The organism is Streptomyces sp. NBC_00557 (assembly GCF_036345995.1).
Lineage (GTDB): Bacteria > Actinomycetota > Actinomycetes > Streptomycetales > Streptomycetaceae > Streptomyces.
Genome location: NZ_CP107796.1, coordinates 8,176,278 through 8,193,613, shown reverse-complemented (window position 1 = coordinate 8,193,613; position 17,336 = coordinate 8,176,278). Strand labels below are relative to the sequence as shown.

17 protein-coding genes and 1 pseudogene are annotated in these 17,336 nt (G+C 68.4%); 7 read left to right on the top strand and 11 right to left on the bottom strand.

Features of this window, described 5'->3' with window-relative positions; genetic code table 11:
- Positions 1-78 precede the first annotated feature (78 nt).
- Positions 79-897 carry an inositol monophosphatase family protein gene (locus OG956_RS36515; protein WP_330342304.1) on the top strand — a complete coding sequence of 273 codons (819 nt, stop codon included), beginning with the start codon at positions 79-81 and terminating at the stop codon, positions 895-897.
- 42 nt (positions 898-939) lie between these two features.
- Positions 940-1,536, top strand: a complete 597-nt coding sequence (locus OG956_RS36510; RefSeq protein WP_330342303.1) for an NADPH-dependent F420 reductase — start codon at positions 940-942, stop codon at positions 1,534-1,536.
- Positions 1,537-1,737: 201 nt separating this feature from the next.
- Here the strand turns inward: OG956_RS36510 and OG956_RS36500 are convergent, their stop codons facing one another.
- Positions 1,738-2,316 carry a hypothetical protein gene (locus tag OG956_RS36500; RefSeq protein ID WP_330342302.1) on the bottom strand — a complete coding sequence of 193 codons (579 nt, stop codon included), beginning with the start codon at positions 2,314-2,316 and terminating at the stop codon, positions 1,738-1,740.
- Positions 2,317-2,487: 171 nt separating this feature from the next.
- Here OG956_RS36500 and OG956_RS36495 point away from each other — a divergent pair, with 171 nt between their 5' ends.
- Positions 2,488-3,120, top strand: coding sequence for a TetR/AcrR family transcriptional regulator (locus tag OG956_RS36495; protein WP_330342301.1), 633 nt, complete (start codon positions 2,488-2,490; stop codon positions 3,118-3,120).
- A 268-nt stretch (positions 3,121-3,388) separates the two neighbouring features.
- Here the strand turns inward: OG956_RS36495 and OG956_RS36490 are convergent.
- Positions 3,389-3,556, bottom strand: a pseudogene (locus tag OG956_RS36490) (aldehyde dehydrogenase); the annotation flags it as partial.
- A 534-nt stretch (positions 3,557-4,090) separates the two neighbouring features.
- Between OG956_RS36490 and OG956_RS36485 the strand changes: the two are divergent.
- Positions 4,091-4,972, top strand: a complete 882-nt coding sequence (locus OG956_RS36485; RefSeq protein ID WP_330342300.1) for an alkaline phosphatase family protein — start codon at positions 4,091-4,093, stop codon at positions 4,970-4,972.
- 603 nt (positions 4,973-5,575) lie between these two features.
- On the opposite strand, the gene OG956_RS36480 is transcribed toward OG956_RS36485, so the two are convergent.
- The 4 genes from OG956_RS36480 to OG956_RS36465 form a co-directional block, all read right to left on the bottom strand.
- The gene (locus OG956_RS36480) at positions 5,576-6,109 is read right to left on the bottom strand and encodes a hypothetical protein (protein WP_330342299.1); all 534 of its coding nucleotides are present in this window, start codon (positions 6,107-6,109) and stop codon (positions 5,576-5,578) included.
- 192 nt (positions 6,110-6,301) lie between these two features.
- Entirely contained in the window at positions 6,302-6,478 is a 177-nt protein-coding gene (locus tag OG956_RS36475) for a hypothetical protein (RefSeq protein WP_330342298.1), read from the bottom strand.
- Positions 6,479-7,524: 1,046 nt separating this feature from the next.
- Positions 7,525-8,691 (bottom strand): AI-2E family transporter, encoded by a 1,167-nt coding sequence (locus tag OG956_RS36470; protein WP_443065644.1) that lies wholly within the window; start codon positions 8,689-8,691, stop codon positions 7,525-7,527.
- A 159-nt stretch (positions 8,692-8,850) separates the two neighbouring features.
- Positions 8,851-9,027, bottom strand: a complete 177-nt coding sequence (locus tag OG956_RS36465; protein ID WP_330342297.1) for a hypothetical protein — start codon at positions 9,025-9,027, stop codon at positions 8,851-8,853.
- 512 nt (positions 9,028-9,539) lie between these two features.
- On the opposite strand from OG956_RS36465, the gene OG956_RS36460 reads away from it, so the two are divergent.
- The 3 genes from OG956_RS36460 to OG956_RS36445 all read left to right on the top strand — a co-directional run bounded on the left by OG956_RS36460 (position 9,540) and on the right by OG956_RS36445 (position 11,781).
- Positions 9,540-9,989: a hypothetical protein gene (locus OG956_RS36460; RefSeq protein WP_330342296.1), complete on the top strand. Its 450-nt coding sequence runs from the start codon at positions 9,540-9,542 to the stop codon at positions 9,987-9,989.
- Positions 9,990-10,019: 30 nt separating this feature from the next.
- Positions 10,020-10,478, top strand: coding sequence for a transposase (locus OG956_RS36455; protein ID WP_443065643.1), 459 nt, complete (start codon positions 10,020-10,022; stop codon positions 10,476-10,478).
- 1,159 nt (positions 10,479-11,637) lie between these two features.
- The gene (locus tag OG956_RS36445) at positions 11,638-11,781 is read left to right on the top strand and encodes a hypothetical protein (protein WP_330342295.1); all 144 of its coding nucleotides are present in this window, start codon (positions 11,638-11,640) and stop codon (positions 11,779-11,781) included.
- A 95-nt stretch (positions 11,782-11,876) separates the two neighbouring features.
- Here the strand turns inward: OG956_RS36445 and OG956_RS36440 are convergent, their stop codons facing one another.
- Genes OG956_RS36440 through OG956_RS36420 form a run of 5 tightly spaced genes read right to left on the bottom strand, consistent with a single transcriptional unit; the run spans position 11,877 to position 16,820 of the window.
- Positions 11,877-13,205: an LLM class flavin-dependent oxidoreductase gene (locus OG956_RS36440; RefSeq protein WP_330342294.1), complete on the bottom strand. Its 1,329-nt coding sequence runs from the start codon at positions 13,203-13,205 to the stop codon at positions 11,877-11,879.
- Entirely contained in the window at positions 13,202-14,260 is a 1,059-nt protein-coding gene (locus OG956_RS36435; protein ID WP_330342293.1) for an aliphatic sulfonate ABC transporter substrate-binding protein, read from the bottom strand. Before OG956_RS36435 ends, OG956_RS36440 begins: the two co-directional genes overlap by 4 nt.
- Before the next feature lie 45 nt (positions 14,261-14,305).
- Complete coding sequence (locus tag OG956_RS36430; protein ID WP_330342292.1) at positions 14,306-15,037, bottom strand: ABC transporter ATP-binding protein; 732 nt, start codon at positions 15,035-15,037, stop codon at positions 14,306-14,308.
- Positions 15,034-15,927: an ABC transporter permease gene (locus OG956_RS36425; protein ID WP_330342291.1), complete on the bottom strand. Its 894-nt coding sequence runs from the start codon at positions 15,925-15,927 to the stop codon at positions 15,034-15,036. Before OG956_RS36425 ends, OG956_RS36430 begins: the two co-directional genes overlap by 4 nt.
- Positions 15,924-16,820, bottom strand: a complete 897-nt coding sequence (locus tag OG956_RS36420) for a TauD/TfdA dioxygenase family protein (RefSeq protein ID WP_330342290.1) — start codon at positions 16,818-16,820, stop codon at positions 15,924-15,926. Before OG956_RS36420 ends, OG956_RS36425 begins: the two co-directional genes overlap by 4 nt.
- Positions 16,821-17,336 lie beyond the last annotated feature (516 nt).

Genomic DNA, 17,336 nt, shown 5'->3' with positions numbered 1-17,336 from the left:
TCGAGACCAGAGCGCTGAACCGAGCGCACAGTCCGGCTCGAACGGCCTCATCACCCCCTACTCACAAGGGAGTTCACCATGTCCGAAACGCTTCAGACCACTGACGCCGCCGCCTCCGACGCCGATCTGCTCGCCCAGACCGCGATCGCCGTGCGTGCGGCCGGTTCGGCGCTGCGCGAGCGCTTCGGCGAGGTGGTCCGCTACCAGAGCCGCGAAGAGCTGATGCACGCCCTCGCCGCCAACGACGACACGGCCCTCGACATCCTGCGCCCCCGCCTCACGCGCCTGCGCCCGGACGCCGGCTGGGTGGAGAACGAGCTCGACGGCGGGGCGCTGCCGCCCGGCGAATGGTGGGTCGTGGATCCGGCCGAAGGCAACGTCAACCACCTGCACACCCTGCCGGAGTGGGCGGTGACCGCCACCCTCGTGCGCGACAACCAGCCCGTGCTCACCGCGGTCCACCTGCCGTTGACCGGCGAGACCTACACCGCGCTCACCGGCGCGGGCGCCCACCTCGACGGGCGGCCGCTGCATGTCTCCCAGAGCGCGGACCTCGGCCTGAGCATCGTGGCCACCAGCCAGGCCCGGCCCGATGAGGACGAGCAAGTCGTGCGCCGCGTCGGCTCCTCGATCACCGCGATGCTCTTCGACGCGCTCGTCGTCCGCACCGCCGTGCCCGCGACCCTGCACCTGACCAACGTGGCCGCCGGCCGCATCGACGCCTTCTGGCAGTTCGCCGGCGCCCGCGCGGACCTGCTGCCCGGCGCACTGCTCGTCACCGAGGCCGGCGGACAGATCTCCGACGCCGAGGGCCGCCCCTGGACCCCACAGAGCGAAAGCCTCCTGGCCGCCGCCCCCGGCATCCACGCCCAGGCCGTCGCCACGCTCTCACGCTGACCGCGCACCACAACCCGCACCCACGACAAGGATCACATCACCATGACCACGATCGCAGTACTCGGAAACGGCCGCGTCGGCGGCAACCTGACCACAGCGCTCACCCGGGCAGGGCATGAGGTGACCGTGGCGGACCGCACACCGGGCGCCACCGCTGACGCTGCCCGGACAGCCCGGATCGTCATCAACGCCACCCCGGGAGCCGGCTCGCTGGACCGGCTCGCCGCCCTACGGGAGGAACTGCGCGGCAAGATCCTCGTCGACGTCTCCAACGCCACCACCGACGGACCGGACGGACTACCCGCCGACCTGATCTACCCCGGCTCAAGCCTCGCCGAGCAACTCCAGGACGCCCTCCCCGAAACCCGCGTCGTCAAAACCCTCAACACCATGCTCTTCCCGGTGATGACCGCGCCGGCCACGCTCACCCAGGCACCAACCGCGTTTCTCTCCGGCGACGACCCGCAGGCCAAGCAGACCGTCGGTGAACTGCTCACCGACCTCGGCTGGCACAAGGAGTGGATCACCGACCTCGGCGGAATCCAGACCGCCCGCGCCGCCGAGGCCGCGGTACTTTTCGTACCGCACGTGATTCGGTCCACCGGATTCGCGCCCTTCGCGATCTCAATCGCCCGCTGATCCGCTCACAGTGCACCGCTCCCTGCGGGCCCAGCGTCTTGGTGAGGGTGCAGGCCCAGCAGGAGCCTTCACCACCAACGAGATCCTGCTCGATCATGGCCGCGCTGAGCCCGGCGTACGCCACTCGGTCGGCGACGTTCTTCCCGGCCAATGACGATGACGGCGAACATGCTGTCGACGCTGGTGGTGTGGTCGGTCATGTCAGTTGCTCCCACCGGTGCTCCGGCTGGCGTTGTGTCCGAGGCGCAGGGCAGAGACGAGGAAGAAGATGCCGCCAAGCAGGGCGTAGCCGGCCAGACTGCTTAGCGAGGAGTGAGGGGCAGCGGCCTGCTGGAGGAACGAGATCCCGGCGAGCGTGGAGATGCTGCCGCTGGCGATCATCGCCCACTGGCCTCCGAGGTCGCGTCGCCGCAGAGCGACGAGGAGCTGGACGAGGCCCGCCACGACGGCCCAGACCCCCCACACGCGCAGGACCCCCGGTATGCCGGAGGTGACCGCGAAGACCAGTCCGACGGCGGCGATCAGGCTGATCGCGATGTTGACGTAGAGACCAAGAGCGGACCGGCTCGCTCGGGAGGAGCGGGCATCGACGACGGCGGCGCCCACGTCGAACAGCGGGTAGATCACGAGCAGGGTCGCACTCACCGGCCCGATGCTCGACGCGGTCAAGAAGAGCACGACGGCCCAGGTCAGGGCGAACCCGAAACGAATGAGGTAGAGCCGGCGAAGCGCTGACGCGACGGTGGCAGGGGCAGGGGCGGGGGCAGTAGTCGTGGTCATGACTGTTCCTTTCCAAAGAAGACCGCTGACTCTGGTCTTTGCTGACGTGGAGCGGGCAACGGCTGGCCGCCGGACTCCTAGTAGAAAGACCGTTCTCTCTCGCAGAGTGGAGCCTGACACGACTTCCCGGGCGGACGCAAGACCGATCGTTCTTTCTGCTACGGTGGGGTCATGGCCACACGGACACGACCCGCGCCCGGCACCCCGAACGGCGGCTCATCGGTCGAGCCGGTCCGGTCAGAGGCGCGAGAGCGGCTGCTGGCCACGGCCAGCGGGCTCTTCTACCGCGAAGGCATCCGGGCGGTCGGGGTCGAGCGGATCCTCGCCGAGGCCCCGGCCACGCGGGCGACGTTCTACCGGCACTTCCCCTCGAAAGAAGACCTCGTCATCGCCTACCTGCGCGGTGTCGACACCGACATGCGGGCCGGCATCCAGGCCGCCATCGAGGCCGCACCGTCCCCGGCCGACGCCCTGCGCGCGATCGGGACCGCCGTCGCCGACAGCCTGGCCTCGCCGGAGTTCCGCGGCTGCGCGTTCCTCAAGGCCGCCGCCGAGTACCCCGACCCCGAAGACCGGGTGCGCCAGGTGATTCTCGATCACCGCGCCTGGTACATGGCCACGCTCACCGAACTCTTCACGCAGGTCTTCGGGAACTCACCGCGTCGCGGCAAACCAGAACACGCCGCCCGGCACTTCGTCATGATGCGCGACGGCGCCATGAGCGGCGCCCACCTCGACGGCGTCGACAGCGTCGGCGCCGCGTTCCGCCGCGGAGTCGAGGGTCTGCTCACCGTCCTTCACTGAGCACCCACACCGCATCGGGCCAGGAAGCAACACCCAGCGACTTCGGCCGCCGGGGCCGGCTGACGTGGTCTCGCAGCCGTTCCGATTGCGCTTCACCACCGAGGCATTCCTGCGGGACGTCGCCTTGTCGAAGGTGAGCTTCAGCGGGGCCGCTTTCGAACGGGCTCTGGAGCCCTCGAAGCTGACTATGACGCAACCACCATCGACGGCCGCCCAGCTTGAGCTTCAGCATGGACTCCGCGCTGTTCTACGTCTCCGCCGCGAGGGAGAGCTCGGCGAATCCGTAGGCGGCTCCCGCAAGGGCCGGTTCCGGCTGCGTGGTCAGGCAGGAGTTGGTCAGGCTCCGATCGGACTGCTGGCAGAAGCCGCAGGCGACGTTGAAGGGCAGGACCACATACTCGCCGGCCTGGACCTGGCGGACGGCCGAGCCGACCTCACGACCTGCCGTACGCCAGGCCACCCAGGCATGCCGCAAGGGCGGCAGCGTATTCATCCTCCGGGCCGTCTTCCAACCCGGCCGGTGATTGGACGATCCCGGCACAGGCTCGTCGCGGGGAGCAACGCCCGGGGGCCGCGGGTGGCAGGCCTGCGGCACCCGTGACGAGCACCCGGGCTGCGTGTGAATGGCTCCACTCTGCCTCGGCCATGTACCACCCGACGGGTACGAACAGGCGCACTGGTCGCAGGTGAAAGAGGCCCGCAGACCGCTTGATCACAAGATCGCGAACTCCACGAGACCCGGGGCGCTCACGCCCGTTTCAGCGCGGTACCCGGGCATCCCCTGACACATGAACGCAGTGTACGACGTCACTTACCGGCTGACGACAACTGTTTGGCGGGCCTTCATCTCAGAGAAGCTGAAGACCTCGAGAGCGGCCTCCTAGTCTCCTACTGCCCGAAGCAAAGACGACCACCTGAGCAGTAGACAACCCCCCAGCGCTGTCCCAACCGCTCCCACAGGAGGTCCACCGTGTCCTTGCTCTCCCGCAGGAAGCGCTCGAGCCGGGCGCTTTCCCTCGCCGCCCTTCCCGCCGCCCTGGTCGGATTGTGGGCCGCTGCCCCGGCTGCACAGGCCGCCGCTCTCCCCGCCCCCGACCACGTGGTCGTGGTGGTGTTCGAGAACCACTCCTACGAGCAGGTCATCGGCAGCACGAGCGCCCCGTACCTCAACAACACTCTGGTGGCCGGCGGCGGCAACCTCACCCAGTCGTACGCCATCACCCACCCCAGCCAGCCGAACTACCTCGACCTGTTCTCCGGCAACAACCAGGGCATCACCAACGACAACTGCTACACACCGCAGTTCAGCAGCGCCGCGAACCTCGGCTCCGAGCTCATCGGCGCCGGCAAGACATGGGGCAGCTACAACGAGGGCCTGCCCTCCCAGGGCTCCACTGTGTGCACCAACTCCGCCACCAAATACGCCCGGAAGCACAACCCGTGGTTCGCCTTCAGCAACGTCCCGCTGAACACGGCGCACACCTTCACGCAGTTCCCGACGGACTACACGACCCTGCCCAAGGTCTCGTTCGTCACCCCGAACCTGTGCAACGACATGCACGACTGCTCCATCAACACAGGTGACACCTGGCTGAAGAACAACCTCGGCGCCTACGCCACCTGGGCCAAGACGCACAACAGCATCCTGGCCGTCACCTTCGACGAGGACGACAGTTCGCACAGCAACCACATCGCCACCGTGTTCTACGGTGCGCACGTGGCTCCGGGTAGCTCCACCTCGAACCGCTACAACCACTACGACACCCTGCGCACCATCGAGGACCTGGCCGGCCTGACCACCCACGCAGGGGCCGCGGCCAACGCATCCGACATCACCGGCATCTGGAACTGAACCTCGGTGGGCGTCAACTGCTCCGCACGTAACCGGCCACAGTGGTGAATGGCGTCAGGGCCGCTGCCTCGCAGGAGGCGGCGGCCCTGACGTACCGGGAGAAGTCGGGGGGCGACACCCTGTTCGTGGAGTACTTCTCCTGTCGGGCGGGGCGACGGCAGGATCGCATACCCGATGAACCTGTTCCTGGATGGCCGCGGAGCCCGGAGTGCGGCTCACGCAGCAGATCTCGTCCGGTTGTACGAGGCGATCACTCGCCGCCGACCAGTTCGGCGTAGCGCCGGCCGGGCCGCCGGCACGGGGCAGCGTGGTCGGCGCCGTAGACACGGCCGCGCAGCAACTGCTCGTCATGACCGCCCAGTTCGGCCTGACAGTCACCACTGACAACCAGGCCCGGTCCCCTCAGCCAGGCAACGGCAACAGCCAGCTCCCGGCCTTCCGTCCCGGCACGACCTGGTCCTGCTCCTGGCACTCCTGCTCGTCCCCGCGCGCGGCCTCGCCGGCCCCGTCCTCGCACCCGTCGCACAGCGTTGGACGCCACCGCGCCCCGGCCTCCGGTACGCCGCCGTCATTCCCGGCGTCGGTATGGGCGGGGCGCCGCTTCTACGGAGCCATGTCCAGCGCTTTGCTCGCTTCGTCGGTGAAGCGGGTGATCGAGTGAGAGAGAACTGCAGCCTTCACCGTATGGCGCTCGATGTACTCGGTCAGGGACTCGGAGGCTGACCGACGAGCGAGTCGCCATGTCACCAGGTTGTTGTCAACCACCTGCAACGCGTTGAGCATTGCGTCGGCAGCCGTCGCCACATCTTTCGGACCTTCCAGGGACAGCCGAGCGCAGGATGCCCGAAGCGTGTGGATCAGTTCGTCAAGGCGGCCCAGCAATCGCTTCACCTCCGCTTCGGCGCCTTCACGGACGAGGGCACGGGATGCCTGACGTGCGACCTCGCGCGCCTCAGTGATCGGAACGAGCGTCGCCGTGTAGGCGTCGCGGCGAATCTCGCGTCGCCATCGCGCGTGATCCATACGGGCTTGGTCGCGTGACTGCTGGCGAGCATGCCAGCCGGTGAGCATCGACGTCGTAGTGGCGCCGGCGACACCGACGAAGGCTCCGAGCAGGGCGGCAAGTCCTTGGTCCACGCCAGGCATTATCGGATGTTTCCCGGTGCCTGATGGGCACAGTGACGCCATGCGCGAGAGCAATGCTCAAGACCTGTGGATCGGCACCGGGTCGGATGCCAAGGGCGCATACCTTCCCAATGATCTTCTGACGGTCTCCGAGCAGGCCCCGTCGCAGCGCGGGTCGGGAAGGTGCGCCCGTGCTCAGCGTAGTCAGCTCGGCAGCACGGCCCGGCTGTCGCCCGCGACGGGACCCGGCTGACGAAGCAGTGGCAGGACCACCACGCCCCCTTCCCCCGATGAACGTTCCACCCGGCCCGGCTCCTTGATCGACGAGATCGTCAGGAACCGACCGAGCGCCAAGGTGGCGTCAACCAGCGCGACTGCCATCACACGCGTCGCCGACCCCACGCCTCGCCCCCCGCCTCTTCCACAGCGCCACTCGCCCTCCCCAAGGCCGACAGCGAACAGTCGACGACGACCGCGGGAACCGTCAACCCTGCGAAGGGCGAGCGTCTGGACCAGAACGCGTCACCCGCAAACGCTCCGGCCAGGCACGATGACCACCCTGGGTGAGGGCGGCGACCTCGGCGGTCAGGACCGTCACACGCCGACGGCCGCGGATGACTGGCGGGTGGTCGGCTGGCTCGTTCAGGCGGCTGCAATTGGTCGAAAACAATTCCCTTCGGAAGCACCAAGTGCTCCCCCGGCGGCCGAACCGGGAGCCGCGGTCCCGATCGGCGGCGACCTGTTGGAGCTGGGTGAGCCTGGTACTCGATGGACTCGGATTTTCGGAGGCGCGAACTCGACCGGACCCTTTTCCGGCTCTTCGACGGGGTCTACGCCTTCATCAGCGCCGCCGTCGATTCCTCATGGCCTGGAGCCATGCGGCACGGCGCCGGGCGGAAGCCCGCGACAGCCAGGCATCCTCAATGAGCTCGCTTTTTGAGCTCCTGCTGAGTGAGCTCCCTGCTCTGGCTCACCCGCAGCAACACCGACGGATGCCGTCGAAATGCGCTGTGGTGAAAAACGGCGAGCGGGGGTCCTTGCACAAGCACCTGCTGAGGCGCCCCCAACGGCGGCCTTCTGAGAATCGCCGCGTCTTCCGAAGACGCGCAGGGCGTAGGTGCTGCTGTCGAAGTCGCGCATACAGCCGCACCGGTCCTGCGTGGGGAAGGCTGGTGTGGCCACGGTGCGTCGCGGGGGTCGGCGCGGGCGGTGTCGCCTTTGCGACGGTCGGCTTGGGCGTGCACGGGCAGCGACGTTCTGGGCCGCCGGCTACTCGGCCTGGCCGTCGTCGCCGTCACTCCGGTGTCTTCCAGGCGTGGTGTGTCGATGCCGGTCCGAGGCATCCGCCGGTGAGTGAGGGCCTGGAAGCCGAGCCCAGAGAAGCCACGCCTGAGCGGGGCCGGTCACGCCAGTGGGGGCTCGGGCGGTCAGGATGCGTCGGTGCGGGGGAAGACGTACTCCTCCAGCAGGATGCCGATGGCGACGGCTGCTGGTACGGCGACCAAGGCGCCGATGATGCCCAGCAGCGCGCCGCCGACGAGGACACCCACGACCGTGACTACGGGGTGCACGTCGACGGCGTACTTCATCGCTCGAGGCATGATCAGGTAGTCCTCCGCCAGGCGGAAGCCCACGTAGAAGCCGGCTGTGGCACCCGCGACCGGCAGGGAGACCGACAGGGCGACCAGGCTCACGGCCACCCCGGCCACGGTCGAGCCGACGACCGGGATCAGATCCATCAGCGCCACGAAGAAGCCCAGCGCAGCCGGATAGGGCACGCCGATGGCCGCGCACCAGGCGAAGGTCGCGAGCCCGGCGATGCCCGACGTCGCCAGGTTGGCCAGCATGAACCGGCCCGTCCGGGTCAGGATCTCGTCCGTCACCGTCTCGACCCGCGCGCGCCTGCTCGCGGCGACGAAGCGGAATCCGAACTCCTTGATCTCGGGCAGGGCGACCATCAGGTAGATGGTCACGACCACGACGATGACCGCCGATGTGACCAGACTCAGCACTATCTTGCCCGCCCCCAGCAGCCCGCCGAGCACACTCGAGCCGCCGGACATCAGAGCGCTGCGGACCTTGGTGATCAGGTGGTAGCGGTCTTCCAGATGGCCGAGGAAAGTGTGCCGGTCGTGCAGCTGGGTGAGCCATTTCGGAATCGCCTTCACCAACGAGTTGACCTCGTCCGTGACCGGCTGGGCGATCAGAGCGACGAACCCCGCCAAGCACAGCAGGAACGCGAGAAGCACGATCAGAACCGCCCAGCCGCGACGTACGCGGTGCCTGGTCAGGAGGGCGACCAGCGGTTCCAGGCCGATCGCGATGAAGACGGCCGCCAAGAACAATGACAGCAGCTGTCCGATCTGCAGAACGGTGCGGACGAGCAGCCAGGCCAGAGTCGCACCGAGCCCCAGTGCAAAGCCGGCCCGCAGCCACGACCGGCTGCGTTCGAAGGGTCGTGACTGGATGGATTCGGGGCCTCCCCTCTCCTGCCCGCCACCTCTGGGTTCCCCGGCAGTGCTCTGGGTTCCCCGCACCGATCCCTTCACCGCCCGCCCACGACGGCGTGCGCGGGGAGTGTGGATGCGTGCCATGAGCAGCCCTCCTCGGCGCGCGTCAGACGGTCATTTTCGAGCCGCGGCAGGTGCCAGCGCCGTCTCCCTTCTTCCCGATCGTGTGTGTCTCAAGTCTTGTCCGCACGTCCGTAGCGGGTGATCGGGCAGGTGCCGGCAGCGGCGATCCCGGAGAGGTCTTCAGCGTCTGCGGCCCCGGACGGTCCAGCGGCCTCCCAGTCCCGCGAGGTGCAGGGCCAGAACCGTGAGACCGAGGAGCATGAGGTTGGTCGAGGTGAAGGTGTGGTTGGTCGTGATGTCCGCCGCGTTGATCAAAAAGGCGATGAAGAACAGGGCAGCAGAAACTATGGCCAGCATGGCTTTGGGCCTCCAGGTCGGGTGACGTCCGTGGTGCACTGCACTGCGAATTCCCGGCACCTGGCAAGTCACACCGGCGGTGACCAAACCCGCCGAGTGTCATCGACACCGAGGCGGTTGGCCGGAGCCATTTCCGGGACAGCCCGATGCTTCACGGGTGTGACCTGAGTACCGTGAAAAATGGTGGGCAAGGCGTGGGGTGTCCGGTTTCCCCTTCCATCATGAGGGTCCATTCCGGCCACTGTCCGGTGACTTCCATCGGGCACGGCATCTTGAGTCCATGACGCTGAGGAAGATGCCGCATCACCCCTTGGAGGACGCCTCGGCGGCAATTCGAGGAATGAGAGAAATACCAGCATCAGACCAAGGGCAGTAGCACCCGGATGACCGAGCGATTCTGCATATTATTTACCTCCCTTCCCAGCTCACGGCCTTTTCGAACGCAAGGGCGGGGCTGACGGCCTGTCGGGCGGGTAAGCGCGTACTCGACGGCATCGAGGAAGGGAAAAACCATGTCAGTGGAACCCGAACGTGCCGAAGCGAGCCCTGCTGCGGAACACGTAGCCGAAGCGATGATCGAGTTGTGGCGGCAGGCCCATGAGGACGTCGCCCCTACGGTTTCGGAGGAGCAGATGCGCATCCTCCTCTCCCTGGGCAGCAAGCCGGCGGATCCTCACCGGATTGCCGGGGACCTGTGCGTCAGCGCCTCGTCAGCGGCCCGGTTGCTCGACAATTTGGTTCAGCGCGCGCTGGTACGGCGCCTCCCGTCCGGCGAGTTCTCTCTCACCGGCGCGGGAAAGTGTGTGCTCGAGGCGACACGTCAGCGCCGTCGGCAACTTCTGGAACAGACCATGGTGACCGCCGCACCACCGGACCGCCCGGTACTGCGGGACGCGTTCAACCAGCTGTACGGGGTGGTAAGCCCCTTGGCGCGTGTGCCGCGTAGCCGCTCGCCGCTCTGATCCGAGCGTGGTGAGCGGTGCAACGCGGGCATGGCGCTGCTCGCCCCTTACGCCAGGGCGATCGAGGACGATGCCGAGTGGAGCGAGGCACTGTTCCTCATACCGGAGGCGGTGCCCGTGCGGGCCAGGAGACGCTGCCGGAGGGTGTGGTTGTCGCCCACGAGAGGCCGGCCACGCACGAAACCCGACAGTCTCGCGGCCGACAAGGGATACAGCAACAGTCCGTGCCGCACCTACCTGCGGCGCCGGGGCATCCGGCACATCATCCCGGAGAAGGCCGACAGTCAGGCCGCCCGCGTGCGCAGAGGCTCACGCGGCGGACGGCCACCCGGCTTCGACGAAGAGCGGTACAAGAAACGGAACACCGTGGAGCGGGCGATCAACAGGCTCAAGCAGTCCCGGGCCGTGGCTACCCACTATGACAAGCGCGGCTACGTCTTCCTCGGCACTGCCACTGCGGCGGCCCTGGTCATGTGGCTCCGTACATGATCGGCCGGACCTAGTCACGGGGTTCTGCGAGAAGGTCGTCCACCACATGACATCGAATTGTGGGGAGGTGCTCAGCGATCGCCTCACTCATCATGGCTTCCCCTTCGGGGTCCACGTCTGGGCACCCCTCGCGAGTGGCGGCATCCGGCCACCGTGCGTACGCCACCCAGGTGCCGTCATCGGCCTGGTGCAGACGTGATCCGTAGCTGCCGCAGTGCTTGTGCATCGCGCGTGTCACCCGGTGCCAACCAGCTGCGAACTGCTGCTCCTTGCCTTCGTGCAAACGCCACCGGTAGATCACCGCAAACATGACACGACCTCCCCCTTTGACCTCCGCGCCTCCGGAATCCGGTGGGCGTGCCCTGCATACCCACCACACTCCAGATCGGAACTGTACATGCCAGCCTATGGGGTTGGGGGCGGTCTCTGACGATCGCAACAAGGCCACCGCCGCAGCCGGCGGATCCGGCTCTGGACATGATCGCCGGACAAGTCCTAGTGGCCGAAGCCTTCCCGGTCGGCGTCAATCGCCAGTTCAGCCCCTCCTCCAGCGGCACTGACGGCTCCCAGTCGGCCAGGTCACGGGCGCGGGAGGCGCTGGAGAGCAGCCGCTGCACCTCGCTGCCCGCCGGGTGCAGCCGGTCGTGCGCGACGGCGCTCTCGGCGTCACGTCCGGAGGCCGCGATCAGCGCCTTGGCCAGGTCGCCGATGGAGATCTCCTGCCCGGCGCCGAGGTTCACGCTGTGGCTCACCGCCGGGTCGCCCGCGGCCAGCGCGAGCAACCCGGCGATCGTGTCGGTGGCGGAGGCGAAGTCCCGGGTCGGGGGTAAGCGAGCTGTACCTCGGTCCATGGAGCCGCTCCCCCGCCGAGCATGCAGAGCCCGTCGACCTGGGCATGTGTCATCGGAGACCACGACAGCGTGACGTACTACGCCGCTTCGATCGGCACTCCGGTCCTCCTGGGGACATTCCCGGAGCACAACCTGGACCCGCATCGGCCGGTGGCCGCACTCGGACGAACAGCTCCGAGGATCCGCCGCGCCCACAGCCTGCGCGCGCCCATCGAGCAGGCGATCCCCGCGCACGCCCCGGCGGATACCGGCACCTGTGTGAACAGACCCGTTCCGCTCCAGGCGGGTACGGAGCACTCCTGCGCCGCATGCTTTACGACCTCATCGGCATACCAGAGCCCGTCGAGCACCCGGCGCTGCTCGACCCGCTGCCCCTGCCGCCGTACTCGCCGGTCCGGCGCACGGCGCCCGTGCACGTGCTGACGCGCGTGCTCGGGCGCCCGCCGGCCTGAGCGGCATTCATCGCCGCCCAGGCGCCCGCGCCGCAGGACCACCTCCCATCTCAAACTCGGGACGGGAGTCGAGCGGACCGCCCAGGGAAAGCGGTTCAGCCATGGAACTGGTTCGCCGGTACCGGGAGACCGTAGTGCTCGCGCAGGGTCGTTCCCTCGTACTCCTCGCGGAACAGGCCCTTGCCCCGCAGGAGCGGCAGCACGTGCTCGGCGAAGGCCGCCAGGCCCGAGGGCAGGGCGGGCGCCATGATGTTGAACCCGTCCGCGGCACCACCCTCGAACCACGCGATGATGGTATCCGCGACCTGCTCCGGCGTGCCGACGAACTCGAAGTGACCGCGCCCGCCGCCGAGCCGGGAGATGATCTGCCGCACCGTCAGCTGCTCGCGCACCGCGAGATCGGTGATCAGGTCGGAACGGCTCTGCGCGCCTTCCAGTTTCGGTCTGGAGAGGATGAAGTCCGGTAGTGGTTCGTCCAGTTCGAAGACCGACGGCTCTGTCTCGAACACGGCGGCCAGCTGGCGCAGACCGTACTCCGGGACGCGCAGCTCATCGAACTCCCGCGCGAGCGCCCGGGCCTCCTCCTCGGTCGACCCGATGTACGGGACGATGCCCGGCAGAACGATGACACCGTCCGGGTCGCGCCCCGCGGCCCTGGCCCGTGCCTTGATGTCGGCGTAGAAGGCGGCCGCCCGCTCGTACGTCGTGTGCGCGGTGAAGACCGCCTCGGCGTGGCGGGCCGCGAAGTCCTTGCCGTCCTCGGAGGAGCCGGCCTGGACGAGCAGCGGGTAGCCCTGCGGTGGACGCTCCACGTTGAGCGGGCCGGCCACCTTGAAGTGCCTGCCCCGATGGTTCAGCCTGTGAAGCCGCTCGGGGTCGGCGTAGCGTCCGGTGGACTTGTCCGCGACGACGGCCTCGGACTCCCAGCTGTCCCACAGTGCCTTGGCGACCCTCAGGAACTCATCGGCTCGGGCGTAGCGTTCGGCGTGGCCAGGGCGGTCGTCGAGGCCGAAGTTGGCGGCCTCGTCGGCGCCGGCCGAGGTGACGATGTTCCAGCCGGCGCGGCCGCCGCTGACGTGATCGACGGAAGCGAGCCGGCGGGCGAGGTTGTACGGCTCGTTGTACGTCGACGACACGGTCGCGATGAGGCCGATCCTCCTGGTCGCCTGGGACAGCGCGGTCAGCAGGGTCAATGGTTCGAGCTGGCCCGGCGGACGGAACTCGCCGGTGCCGACGAGGGCCGGCCCGTCCGCGAGGAAGAGCGAGTCGAACTTGGCGCTCTCGGCCAGCTGCGCCAGCTCGATCCAGTGCCGCAGGCCGAAGGCGGCCCGGGGATTGCTGTGCGGAAGCCGCCAGGCTGCCTCGTGGTGGCCCGCTTCCATGAGGAAGGCATTGAGGTGGAGCTGTCGCCGTGTCGCGCTCATGAGGTGACCTTGAGCTTGGAGCTGTCGTAGCCGGCCGGGAGGAGGTTGTCGGTGATCGACTTGACGTCGACCTTCTTGGTGATCTGGCCCGCCTCCAGGAAGGCGTCGGCGAGCTTCTGCTCCAGTTCGATGTCCGACTGCTGCACCGGGGTCACCCGGTTGGAGTAGGCGGCCAGGGACGCCTTGGCGTCGTCCAGGGGAATGCCCTGCTCTCGCGAGAGCGCCTGTGCGTACGTGTCGGGGTTCTTGACCGCCCAGGCGAACTCCCGGGAGAGCCTCTTCAGGACGTCCGTGAGAGCCGCGCGTTTGGTCTTGTCCTTCAGTGACGCGTCACTGGCGACGTAGTAGCTGCTCGTCTGGTCGATCGGCGGCAGACCCTTCACGAGGATCCGCGCGCCGTGCTTGACCGCGATGGCCGACTGCGGGTTCCAGATCGACCAGGCGTCCACCTTCCCGGTGTTGAAGGCCGTCGCGGCGGCCGCCGGGTCGAGGAAGACCAGCTTGGCGTCCTTGGGGGTGAGGCCGACGCTCTTGAGCGCGTTCAGGGCCAGGCCGTGAGCCGAACTGCCCTGTGGGACGGCGATCTTCTTGCCCTTGAGGTCGGCAGCGGTACTCAGCTTCGAGCCCTTCGGCACGATGATGTTCTCGACCGCCTGGTCGGGCGTGAGTGAGCGGTTGACGGCGACGACCTTGAAGCCGTACTCCTTCGCGGCGCCGGTGATCGGCGGTACGTCGCCGACGCTGCCGAGGTCGATGTCGCCCGAGGCGGCGGCCTGCACGAGCGGCGGGCCGTAGGTGAAGCGGGCGAACTTCACCTTGTAGGGCGCGTTGTCGAACACGCCGGTGATCTTGGCCAGTTCCTGGCTGCCGTCACCGCCGTTGTCGCCGATGGTGAAGGTGTACTTGCTCCACTCGGGGTGCTTGGCGTCGCTCGCCGCGGCGGCGTTGCTCAGCGGCGCGGCCGTGTCCGACGACGCTCCTCCGCAGGCGACGAGGGTGCTCGCGAGGGTGAGCGAGCCGACGGCTCCGACGAGTCTGCTGGTTGTCTTGCGCATGGGATGTGGGCTGCTTTCTGTGCTGGGTGAGGTCTTGGGGGAAGGTCAGTGCTGGCCGGCGAGGCCGAGGTCTTCCAGGAGCCGGGCCCGGAGTTCCTCGCGTGCGACGCTCGCCTCACGGTCCGCGGCGGAGAGGTGCACCTCGTGCGAGGTGCCGATGCGGCCGTTGCTCATGACGACGATGCGGTCCGCCAGGGCGATCGCCTCGTCGACATCGTGGGTGACGAGCAGCATGGCAGCGTGGTGCTTGGCCCGCAGCGCGCGCACGAGGTCGTGCATGCGCAGCCGTGTGATGGCGTCGAGGGCCGCGAACGGCTCGTCGAGCAGCACGAGTTCGGGCTCCGAGACCAGTGCCCGGGCGAGCGACACCCGCTGGGCCTCGCCGCCCGAGAGCTCCTTGGGCCATGCCTTCTCACGGCCCGAGAGTCCGACCTCGGCAAGCACCTCGCGGGCCCGCGCCTCCGCATCGGCTCCGTACAGGCCGAGCGTGACGTTGCGCAACACCCGCTGCCACGGCAGCAGCCGATCGGCCTGGAAGACGATCGCACGCCGTGCCGGGACCTCCACCCGCCCGCCGTCGGGCCGGTCGAGTCCGGCGAGCAGCCGCAGCAGGGTGCTCTTGCCGCAGCCCGAGGGGCCGAGCAGGATCACCAACTCCTCGTCGGCGATGGTGAGGTCGAGGTGGTCGAGCACCACCCGGTCACCGAACCGGCGGACCACCTGCTCGACGACCACCCCGGTCTGCCGACGGGGCTCCGTCGCGATCACGCTGCTCATGACGCCTCATAACTGGGTCGCCACCGCAGCAGCACCCGCTCGAGAGCCCGGACGAACTGGTCGGCGAGCAGACCGAGGAGCGAGTAGATCACCAGCCCCACGAAGACCTGGTTGGTCTGCAGATACGTCTGCCCCTGAGTGATGAGGAAGCCGAGTCCCTTGTCGGCGTTGACCGTCTCGGCGGCGACGAGTCCCAGGACGCTGTAGGCGAGGGAGAACCGCAGGCCGACCAGGAACCCCGGCAGGGCTCCGGGCACCAGCACGCGCGTCACCAGGCGCCAGGTGCCCGCGCCCGTCGTGCGCGCCATCTCGATCAGCCGCTGGTCGACGCCCCGGATCGCGGCGAACAGGTTGAGATACATCGGGACACCGGCTCCGAAGGAGATCAGCAGGACCTTCGTGAGTTCGTCGATGCCGAACCACACGATCATCAGCGGCAGCACCGCCAGGAGCGGGATCGTGTTGAGCACCTGCACGAGGCCGTTGAACAGGTATTCCCCGCTGCGCAGCAGCCCGCCGAGCACTCCGGTGACGATGCCCACCGTCAGACCGATGGCGAGGCCGATGCCGGCCCGCTGCAGCGAGACGGCCAGGTCGGGCCCGAGGACGCCCTGCTGCCACAGATCGGCGGCGGACTTCACGATCGAGGTCGGTGCCGGTGCATAGGTCTTCGCCAGCACTCCGGCCCGGGCGAGCACCTCCCAGGCGACGAGGATCGCGACGGGAGTCGTGTAGATGCCCAGCGGCCAGCGCAGGCGTTCGCGGAGTGTGCTGAGCGGCGTTCGGCGTCGGGCGTCGCGCGGTAGGAACACCTCGCGTTCCGGCGCGCTCGTCGTCGCGGTGTCCGGGCGCTCGGTGCCGGCGGGCGCCGTGAGGCTGAGCTCGGTCATGCCGCCGCCTCCAGCACGCTGCTGTAGTGCGTGGCGTCGCCGACGAGTTGCTCGCTGTGGCGTCCGTCGACGCCGACGGGAATGTCTCCCGCCACTGTCACCCGGTTGAGGCGGCGCGGGTGGTCGTCGTAGTTGTCCACCCCGTAGTGCTGGGTGATCCGGTTGTCGAAGATCAGCAGCTGGTTGGGCGACCAGGTCCAGCGCAGGATGTTCTCCGGACGTGTCACGTACGACTGGAGGATGCGCAGCAGATCGGCCGACTCGTTGCTCGACAGGCCGACGATGCGCTTGACGAACCCGCCGATGAACAGTCCGCGTTCGCCGGTCAGCGGATGCACCCGCACGACCGGGTGCTCGGCCTCGTAGGGCGTCGAGACGAAGACGCGGTCGTACTCCTGCCGCTGGGCCGTCGTGGACGCGGGGCGCGCGTAGTCGTACTGGTTGGTGTGCACCGCGCGCAGCGAGTCCGCGAGGGCGCGCAGCGGTTCGGGCAGATCGCGGTAGGCCGCCGCGGCGTTCGCGATGAGCGTCTCGCCGCCGTACGGCGTGGTCACGACCGACCGCAGCGTGGTGGCCTGCAGCGGGTTGACCACGAAGGAGACGTCCGTGTGCCACTCGTTGGCCTTGGACGTCTCGCTGTCGACGGCGAGCACGCTCGTCGTGCCTTCGGCGGCCGGGACGTTCGGGTGAGCGGTGGTGAGCTCGCCGAACCACCCGGCCACACGCTCCTGACCGGCATTGTCGAGGTTCACGTCGTTGAACACGATCGCCTTGTGCTCGTTGAGGGCGTCACGGAGCGCCGTGACCGTCAGGGGGTCAGGCGGCGCGGTGAGGTCGACGCCCTCGACGACCGCGCCGATACGGCCGGTGAGTTTGCGGATGGATGGAGACATGAGGGGATCCCTCCCGGGCAGACGCGGCACGCCAAGGGGTGCCGGCAATCGGGCGTTGGGCAATTGGGCTGGTACTGCGCAGGACTGATCGAAGACACCCGGAACGCTGGCCTGAGCGGACCGCGAGAAGAGCGCGTGGCCGCAGGACCGCTACAGCCGCGTTCTCAGCGACCGCGTCGGCGTGCGTGCACAGGCTCCCGGCTCATAGAGAAGGAGAGGAGGCGGCGAGCCCTCAGCAGGTGGACACGACGATCCCGCGGGGAGGCATCGCAGTGTCGGCGGCTTCGCAGCGCCGCTGCCGGGCACACACCATGGGCGCACACCGGCCGGTGCCGGGGAGCGCTTCCCGGGTCAGCGACAACAAAACGCGCTGGAGACGTGCGCCAGATCGATGTGGCGCCGCCGGGTCAGGTCCACGCGCGGGTTCATGGTTCGGGAGTTCAGCAGATGCCCACCAGACTGGTCAAGAACTGCCAGGACGGGTCTTGCATTGCGGACACCGAGAACGTGTCCACT